The organism is Natronincola peptidivorans (genome assembly GCF_900111615.1).
Lineage (GTDB): Bacteria > Bacillota > Clostridia > Peptostreptococcales > Natronincolaceae > Natronincola_A > Natronincola_A peptidivorans.
This window is the reverse complement of record NZ_FOHU01000022.1, coordinates 24,605-32,958: the sequence shown is the minus strand read 5'-3', so window position 1 is coordinate 32,958 and position 8,354 is coordinate 24,605. Positions and strand designations below refer to the sequence as shown.

Genomic DNA, 8,354 nt, shown 5'->3' with positions numbered 1-8,354 from the left:
TTTGATGTTTTCTTCTTTTAAGAAGGTACTCCCCCCACAAATCATGTTGTAAAATTTTGTTTCTTAGTTTTCATAACCTACTTTACACTATCTCTACTCCCCATGAAATTTTGAATAAATTAAAAGAACTAGCCTTTCATGTTTTTGAAGAAGTCCTTGCAACAATTAAAGAAAAAGCCATTGAATTCCAGGAGCTCACTGATAATCAACTCACCTTATCAGAGATGCAGCCTAAGGTGGTATCCTACCAAGAACTATATGAACTATGTTTAGAGACTCACGGCGCTAGCTTTAAGGAGCATATTGAAACCTATATAGCATCACTATATAACAAAGATTTAAGAGAGGCATCTATTGATTTAGTTAGAGAGGTGCATCAGTTTAGTCCCTACAGAAATCCAATGATTATTGTCTTTTTTGCGCCCCCCTATTATCCTCATTCAAGTAGTAAGAAAGCTCCTAAGATAGTAGAGCTATGTAATCATATTATTGACATAGCTAAAGAAAAATATGGTGAAACCCTTAAACTTGAGCCCTTTTTTCCTGGACTTTCTGATATGAGTTATTTAGGTATTAACCATGATAGAAGCATTGATGCCCTCAAGGAAAATTTACCTTTATGGGGTAATGGTTATTCTATTCCTTTAAAGACCATATCTGAACTCAATATTCCTTTTATTAATATAGGACCTCTTGGAAAAGATCCTCACAAGTATACAGAGCGTATTTGTCTTTCTTATTCTTTAGATAAAGCCTCGCACCTCATCTATCAGGCAGTATTAAAAGCTTTTGCATAATGACATATAACCCACTGACTATATTGTAGCTAGTGGGTTAATAATTCTTCATTGCACTCCTTGTTGTCTCAAAAATTCGCTATACTTCATGTCAGTTTTCAAAATGTGATTTCCTATCCAGCTTGCAATAAAATCTACGATTTCTATAGTAATCCCTATTTGATCAACATCAATATCCTTCTTAGTCAGCTGCTGGACTTTATCAATAAATTTTTTATGCTCCACTCTATGATGTAATAGTTCTGAGTAACCATATTGTCTCATTTTTTCTTCCTCTTCTTTGAAATGCTCTAATGTATATCCTTTCAATTCTGCGATAATGCTATTAATGGTGTCATAATTATCATACAAATTATCTTTGTGTTTAAGTATTTCTTCGTGTAGCTGCTGAATCATCTCAAAAAGTTTTTGATGCTGCTTATCAAAAACCTCGATACCACAGCTAAATTTTTCATCCCATTTAATCATCTTTTCTCCTCTCCTCCAATATCTTTTTACCTATCTGTTACCCTTTTTTGTAGTAAGTAAGCGCCTTTTTCATAATAATTTTTCATAACTTCCTCCGGAACTAAGCTTCCTCCAGTAGCCCATACTATATGTGTAGCATTTTTATTATGAAAATCTTCTATCCTATGGTTTTTAGCAAGAACTACAGGCCCTTGCATTCCTGCTAAGGCAGAAGGCTCTAAATGGATGTTTTCTAAATCAACTAATTTTTTTAATAATATATACAGCTTATCATCCTCCACTGTAAAAACCCCACTAAGTAATTCTTCTAATGTTTTTCCTACAAAGCCTGAAGCCCTCCCCACTGCTAATCCATCTGCCTCTGTAATATTGTCTATGCCAAAATCCTGTACTGATATCTTATTATGTAGTCCTGTCATCATACCAATTAGCATACAGGGCGAATGAGTGGGTTCTGCAAAGTAGCAATGTACATCATCTCTATAAAGCAGTTTTAGTCCAAAAGCTACCCCTCCAGGTCCTCCACCAACTCCACAGGGTAAGTAAACATATAAAGGATGATTTTCATCAACCTTTATTTTCATTTCTTCTAATTGCTTCTTCAATCGGTAAGCAGCTACGGCATATCCTAAAAATAAATTTTTAGAATTTTCGTCATCTATAAAATGTGTTTTCAAATCCTTCTCAGACTGCTTTCTTCCTTCCTCTACAGCTTTGCTATAATCCGAAGTATATTCTACAACCTTTACTCCTTTACTTCTTAATAAATCCTTTTTCCATTGCTTTGCATCTGCAGACATATGTACTGTCACTTTAAAACCAATTTTTGCACTGATAATACCAATGCTAAGTCCTAAATTGCCCGTAGAACCTACAGCAATAGAATAGTCTGAGAAAAAAACTTTATATCTTTCGCTGGCTAATATACTGTAATCATCCTGTTTTGTTAACAGCTTACTTTCAGTTGCTAAAGCCTCCGCATGCTTTAGCACCTCATAAATCCCACCTCTGGCCTTAATAGAACCAGCAATAGGAAGCTGGTCATCACATTTCAAGAGTAGTTTATCAGTAATATTTATATTGCAGCTCTTCTCCATATACTTCTTCATGTTGGAGATTTCCACTAGAGGAGATTCTATTATGCCCTTAGATTTAATTGTTTCAGGAAAAACTTTGGCTAAATAGGGTGCAAAACGATACAATCTTGCTTCAGCCTCCATCACCTCTTCTTCAGTAATATGTATTTTTTTCATTGCTTCATCATAACTCTTATTCTTAGGATTTATCCACAATACTTCTTCTGTAGCCATGATTTTATTTAGCAGGGGAAATCTCTGCTGCCATATATCTAATTTTTCTCCTTGAACAATTGATGGCTCCATATTTCTCATCCTCCAATTCTAATAATGTTCTATTTGTTTTTCTTGATACGTTCCTATATAAAGATTTTATTAGGCCTTGATTTTACTTATTCTGTTTTTAAATGCATTTATAACAATCTTTTTTTCTATCTATATATTGTCTCCATCACTTCATTTTGACTTCTTTGATTAAGATTGATAGTTTTATTATTACATAGGTTATTCTATTCTGCAAAATAATTTTTACTCCATTATTCTTAGATAAGAGCTGTTAAAGAGATTTATAGCCTAGTAGTATAAACGGTATATTATAGCTCTGAATCCGCAAAAAGGAAAGTCGAAAACTATCTAATGAGATTATTGCACCTCTCACTCCTTTCTTCATAATATGAAGAAAGGAATTCTTTTTATTAAGGAGGAGGTTTTGTATGGTAGAGCTTATTTTAGTTCATTGGGTTTACTTAGGAATGGTGCTTATAATATTAGCTACCTTAATTATGAGAAAAGATATCGTTATCCCGTGTATACTTGGTATCTTTTTAATGGGCTTAGCAGCTGGAAAAGGTGTAGTAGCCTCAACAGCTTCAATCTTTAACGCTTTAATGACATCTGGAACCACATTGCTAAATATTATTATGGTTATATCTGTTATTGTAGCTATGTCAAAGTTATTAGAACAACTGAAGGCCACTGAACTTATGATTAGACCTATTACTAAGCTGATCAAAACTCCTGATCAAGCCTTTTGGTTTATTGGAATAATCATGCTAATTGTTTCTTGGTTTTTTTGGCCATCACCTGCTACACCTTTAATCGGCGCAGTATTATTACCTATAGCTTATAAGGTTGGTTTGCCTGCCATAGGTGCAGCTGTTGCTATTAATTTATTTGGTCATGGAGTAGCACTATCAAGTGATTTTATTATACAAGGAGCACCTGCCCTTACAGCTAATTCTGCTGGTGTAGATATAACAGAAGTTATGTTTCAGGGAGGACCCTTATATTTAGTCATGTCAATTGTAACTATTATCTCAGCCTATATTATGCTAAAAAGAGACATTAAAAAAGGCTTAATCCAGCCAACAGAAAAAATGTATGAAGGCGAAATATCTGATAAAGAAATAAAAGCTTCTACTAGGATTGCAGCTGTACTAGTTCCTATAGCTTTTTTAAGTAACATCGTAGCTATGTTCCTCTTGAAGTTAAGGGGCGGAGCTGCTACTGCTCTTATTGGTGGTACTGCAATATTGATTTTGGTAATTCTTTGCTTTATCGAATATAGAAGGAATGCTCTAAATCAAATTACTAAGTTTATCAGAGAAGGATTTACTTTTGGCATGAAAATATTTGGACCTATTATACCAATCGCTGCCTTCTTCTTTATGGGAGATATGTCTTCATTTGCTAATGTAATGGGGAATAACATATTACCAGAAGCATCTCAAGGTATCTTAGCTGATTTAGGTACACAAATGTCTTCTATTGTTACTATGAATAAACCTACCGCTGCTATCATGGAGGCTGCTATAGGTGGTATCACAGGCTTGGATGGCTCTGGATTTTCTGGCATAGCCTTGTCCGGCTCCTTGGCTAGAGTCTTTGGCACCGCCGTAAATGGTAGTGTGGCAACTCTCGGTGCCCTAGGCCAGATTAGTGCTATTTGGATTGGTGGCGGTACTATTATACCTTGGTCCGGTTTGATTGCTGTAGCTGCTATCTGCGAAGTATCCCCCATGGAATTGGCTAGAAGGAATTTTATTCCTGTGATGATAGGTTTAATTGTTACTACTATATTTGCTATGTTTTTAATATGATTTTAAAATCTTTTCTGTATAAATAAGCCCACTGAAAATAGTGGGCTTATTTATTCTCATAGCTATAACCGAAATCGAATGCTTCCATATTCAAAGCTATTGATTTATATGGTACATTATCCTTAATAGTATCCTTCCATGTATTTACTTTTATATTTAAATGTTTAGATAATATTCCTAAAAGAATAACATTAGATACTTGTTTTTTACCAATTTTTTTTGCTTCTTCAAAGGCATTAATTTCAATTACTTTATACTTTGAATTAAGTTCCTCTATCTCCTTTTCAGGGTATTCAAACTTTTCCTGTTGGACCATTGTTGGATAAAATCTTTTTGTATTTAAAATTATCTTAGCTTCATCCTTTAGTATCCCACTCCATCTTAAGGCTTCCAAAGGCTCCATCGCAAGTAAAATATCCCCCTCACCTGGTGGAACATTGGGAGAATATATTTTTTTTCCTATCCTAACATTGCCCCAAACCATTCCTCCTCTTTGTGACAAACCAACTACATCATTGCTTTTCACATCAAACCCATCTTTGAGAGCAGCTTGACAAATAATTCTAGTCATGAGGATAAGTCCTTGCCCACCTACTCCACCCAACATAATATTAGTTGTCAATTTATTCATCCTCCCTATCTACATTTTTTGAAGATTTAATAGCATTTACTGGACAAACTTGAGCACAAACGCTACATCCTACACACATATCCTTATCAATAGAGGATTTTAATTTCTCTATCCCTTCATACTTAATCATCCTCAGGGGTGGGCAGTTGGTCTTTATACATGCTCTACAGCTAATACAGATATCGGGATCTACATAAAAATATGGTTCTTCTATATTGTATTTTAATGCACACGGCCCATGGGCTATAATGATAGACAAGCCTTCATAGGCTATTTCTTCCTTAAATAGCTTTTCAGCTGCCTTATAATCATACTGATTGATTTCCTTTACTCTATTGAATCCCATTGATTCTACCAGAGTTTTGATGCCCACTTTCATGTCATCTCTTTCATTGTAAAGACCTGAGCTGGCATTTGGCTGTCCTCCTGTCATAGCTGTCGTTCTGTTATCTAAAACAACTAGGGTGATGTTCTCCTCTTTCTTTTGTTGATGTAAAATATTAATAGAGGTGGATAATCCTGAATGAAAAAATGTGCCATCTCCAATCACTGCAACTAAAGGTTCTCCCTCTTGTTCCATAGACATAGCTTTTCTTACACCTTTGACAATTCCAATACTTGCCCCCATACTAATGATAATGTTTGATTGTTCAAAAGGAAATAGAAAAGATAGTGAATAGCAACCAATATCTCCTATCACAATTTTCGCCTTAGATTTCTTTAATATATCAAAAGTAGGTCGATGAGGGCATCCTGTACAAAACAATGGAGGCCTTGGTACTGTTTCTACAAATCTCTTTATGTATTCCTTCTTATTGTTAATAACTTTAGCTTTATTTAAACCTTCTTGAATATCTTGTATATCTAGCTCTCCTGTAAATTCAAAAAATTCTTTTCCTTCACATTTAATGCCCATCAGCTTTAATTCGTTTTCAATAAAGGGTAGCATTTCTTCTATAACAATGACTTTTTTATATCTATTGGTAATTTCTTTAGCTTTTTTCTGTGAAATTGGGTAAACCAGACCTAGCTTCCATATACTTACATTAGGATTTAGTTCCTTTAGGTTATGGTATACTAAGCCTGAAGTAATAATTAAAGTATCACTACCTTCTTTGATTTCAAACTTGTTCAATTCAGTATCATAAGCATATTCCTCTAGCTTTTCTAATCTTTCCTTCATGAAAAACTGTGCTTTTCTAGAGCCAGGAGGAATCATACAGTATTTTTCCCTATCATGATCAATTCCTTTGGATTTTACTTCCTCTCTTTCTTCAATATTTACTATGCTTCTGCTATGACATACCCTACTAGTAATACGAAGCATCATGGGAATAGAATATTTTTCACTCAGTTCAAGGGCTCTTTTCGCAAAATCCTTTGCTTCCTGACTATCAGAAGGGTCAACAATACCCATATTTGCAAATTTCCCTAGTATTCTATTGTCCTGTTCATTTTGCGAGCTAGCTAATCCCGGATCATCTCCTGATACTAATAGAAAACCTCCATTAATAGGAGTTTCTGTAAAGGTCATGATTGGATCATAAGCAATATTGACTCCAACATGTTTCATAGAAGCCATTGCCCTCGCTCCATAAAAAGAACCTCCTATAGCCACCTCCACCGCCACCTTCTCATTTGTAGAAAATTCTGCATAGACTTCTTCGTATTCCTTAAGCTTTTCTAGAATCTCAACTGTTGGTGAACCAGGATAGCTAGCTGCTACACTACCACCCGCTTCATAAAATCCTCTAGCTATAGCTTCGTTTCCAGTTAAAACCCTTTTATCACTCCTATCGGTTTCCATTTCATCACTCCTTTAATATTGTATATTTCTACTTTAATAATATGAAGTGGTATAGTTTCAATATTAGTTTTTTCTTAATTATATTACCCATATAATCATCACCCATTCACTTCCTCAGCAAGTTATTACAGTGTTGACATTATTATCCTGATTAATTAAGTAAATGAAATATACTCTATAACGCCTGTTAATACACAATAAAAGACAGCTAGTCATTAAAGGACAAAATAGTTGAATATATTAAATTTTACAACGAAAAAAGATTTCAAAAAAGACTAAGATGCATGGCTCCTTTAGAGTATCGAAACCATGCATCCAAATGTGCATAACTTTTTAATTAAATTACCTGTCTACTTGACAAAGGTCAGTTCAAAAATAGTAAGCCGTCTTTTTATAATCATATATTATTTAATCTAAATATTATCACTTTCTTGAAAAAGTGGTGTGGATAAATATCGTTCTCCCGTATCTGGTAGTAATACTACTATTGTTTTACCTTTATTTTCTGGACGTTTTGCAATCTCAGTGGCCGCATAGGCTGCCGCACCTGAAGATATGCCTATTAATAAACCCTCTGTTTTAGCAAGGTTTCTTGCAGTCTGAAAGGCTTCCTCATGATTCACTTGATACACCTCGTTATAAATTTCAGCATTTAACACCTCTGGAACAAAGCCAGCTCCAATCCCTTGAATCTTATGGGGACCTGGTTTTCCTCCAGACAACACTGGTGAATCGGTTGGTTCCACAGCTACTATTTCTATGCTGGATTTTTTTTGCTTTAATACTTCTCCTACACCAGTGATAGTACCACCTGTTCCTACACCAGCGACAAATATATCTATTTTTCCTTCGGTGTCTCTCCATATCTCTTCAGCTGTAGTATTTCTATGAATTTCTGAATTTGCAGGATTATTAAATTGCTGAGGTATAAAAGCATTTGGAATATCAGCTGCCAATTCCTCTGCTTTATTGATTGCTCCCTTCATCCCTTCTGTCCCTGGTGTCAATACTAATTCAGCACCTAAGGCCTTTAAGAAATTTCTTCTTTCAATGCTCATGGTCTCTGGCATCGTCAGAATAAGTCTATAGCCTTTTGCTGCTGCAACAAAAGCTAGAGCAATTCCCGTATTGCCGCTGGTAGGTTCAATGATAACTGATTCATGGTTTATTACTCCTCTTTCTTCAGCGTCCTTAATCATAGCATAGCCAATTCTGTCTTTTACACTACCACCTGGGTTAAAATACTCTAGTTTAGCAATTAATGTAGCATCTACTTTATTGGCTTTTGTATAACCTGCTAGCTCTAACATGGGTGTATTTCCAATCAAATCTGTTAAACTCTTTACTATTTTCCTCATACTTTCCCTCCTAAAAATGATCATGCTTAATTTTTGTTTTACTCCAGCTTTATGTAGAGATAATATCAATGATAATTTATAGTTTTCTTATACCCTTAGATAATTAGTAGCAAACTAT

At 34.8% G+C, this 8,354-nt stretch carries 8 protein-coding genes; 3 read left to right on the top strand and 5 right to left on the bottom strand.

The genetic code is table 11. From position 1 onward, the window contains the following. Positions 1-56: 56 nt before the first annotated feature. A complete protein-coding gene (locus BMX10_RS15785; protein ID WP_090446429.1) occupies positions 57-797 on the top strand; it encodes a zinc-binding metallopeptidase family protein in 741 nt (246 codons plus the stop codon). Positions 798-845: 48 nt separating this feature from the next. Here BMX10_RS15785 and BMX10_RS15780 read toward each other — a convergent pair whose 3' ends face one another. Further along, complete coding sequence (locus BMX10_RS15780) at positions 846-1,265, bottom strand: bacteriohemerythrin (protein WP_090446427.1); 420 nt, start codon at positions 1,263-1,265, stop codon at positions 846-848. A 26-nt stretch (positions 1,266-1,291) separates the two neighbouring features. Then, entirely contained in the window at positions 1,292-2,647 is a 1,356-nt protein-coding gene (locus BMX10_RS15775) for a D-serine ammonia-lyase (RefSeq protein ID WP_090446425.1), read from the bottom strand. A 407-nt stretch (positions 2,648-3,054) separates the two neighbouring features. Between BMX10_RS15775 and BMX10_RS15770 the strand changes: the two genes are divergently transcribed. Continuing rightward, positions 3,055-4,440, top strand: a complete 1,386-nt coding sequence (locus BMX10_RS15770; RefSeq protein ID WP_090446423.1) for a hypothetical protein — start codon at positions 3,055-3,057, stop codon at positions 4,438-4,440. A gap of 46 nt (positions 4,441-4,486) precedes the next feature. Here BMX10_RS15770 and BMX10_RS15765 read toward each other — a convergent pair whose 3' ends face one another. Together BMX10_RS15765 and BMX10_RS15760 are read right to left on the bottom strand one after the other, a co-directional pair. Then, positions 4,487-5,047, bottom strand: coding sequence for an indolepyruvate oxidoreductase subunit beta (locus tag BMX10_RS15765; RefSeq protein WP_280140786.1), 561 nt, complete (start codon positions 5,045-5,047; stop codon positions 4,487-4,489). 16 nt (positions 5,048-5,063) lie between these two features. Then, positions 5,064-6,878, bottom strand: coding sequence for a thiamine pyrophosphate-dependent enzyme (locus tag BMX10_RS15760; RefSeq protein WP_090446419.1), 1,815 nt, complete (start codon positions 6,876-6,878; stop codon positions 5,064-5,066). 227 nt (positions 6,879-7,105) lie between these two features. Here BMX10_RS15760 and BMX10_RS18630 point away from each other — a divergent pair, with 227 nt between their 5' ends. Beyond that, positions 7,106-7,207 (top strand): IS3 family transposase, encoded by a 102-nt coding sequence (locus tag BMX10_RS18630; protein ID WP_090446436.1) that lies wholly within the window; start codon positions 7,106-7,108, stop codon positions 7,205-7,207. An 84-nt stretch (positions 7,208-7,291) separates the two neighbouring features. Here the strand turns inward: BMX10_RS18630 and cysK are convergent, their stop codons facing one another. Beyond that, on the bottom strand, positions 7,292-8,236 hold the full coding sequence (gene cysK / locus BMX10_RS15750) for a cysteine synthase A (RefSeq protein WP_090446417.1): 945 nt from the start codon (positions 8,234-8,236) through the stop codon (positions 7,292-7,294). Positions 8,237-8,354 lie beyond the last annotated feature (118 nt).

What these genes read in the sequence shown, in the direction of transcription:
- BMX10_RS15770 (WP_090446423.1), top strand. Translation starts at nt 3,055, where the DNA reads ATGGTAGAGCTTATTTTAGTTCATTGGGTTTACTTAGGAATGGTGCTT.
- BMX10_RS15780 (WP_090446427.1), bottom strand. Translation starts at nt 1,265, where the DNA reads ATGATTAAATGGGATGAAAAATTTAGCTGTGGTATCGAGGTTTTTGAT.
- BMX10_RS15775 (WP_090446425.1), bottom strand. Translation starts at nt 2,647, where the DNA reads ATGGAGCCATCAATTGTTCAAGGAGAAAAATTAGATATATGGCAGCAG.
- cysK (WP_090446417.1), bottom strand. Translation starts at nt 8,236, where the DNA reads ATGAGGAAAATAGTAAAGAGTTTAACAGATTTGATTGGAAATACACCC.
- BMX10_RS15760 (WP_090446419.1), bottom strand. Translation starts at nt 6,878, where the DNA reads ATGGAAACCGATAGGAGTGATAAAAGGGTTTTAACTGGAAACGAAGCT.
- BMX10_RS15765 (WP_280140786.1), bottom strand. Translation starts at nt 5,047, where the DNA reads ATGTTGGGTGGAGTAGGTGGGCAAGGACTTATCCTCATGACTAGAATT.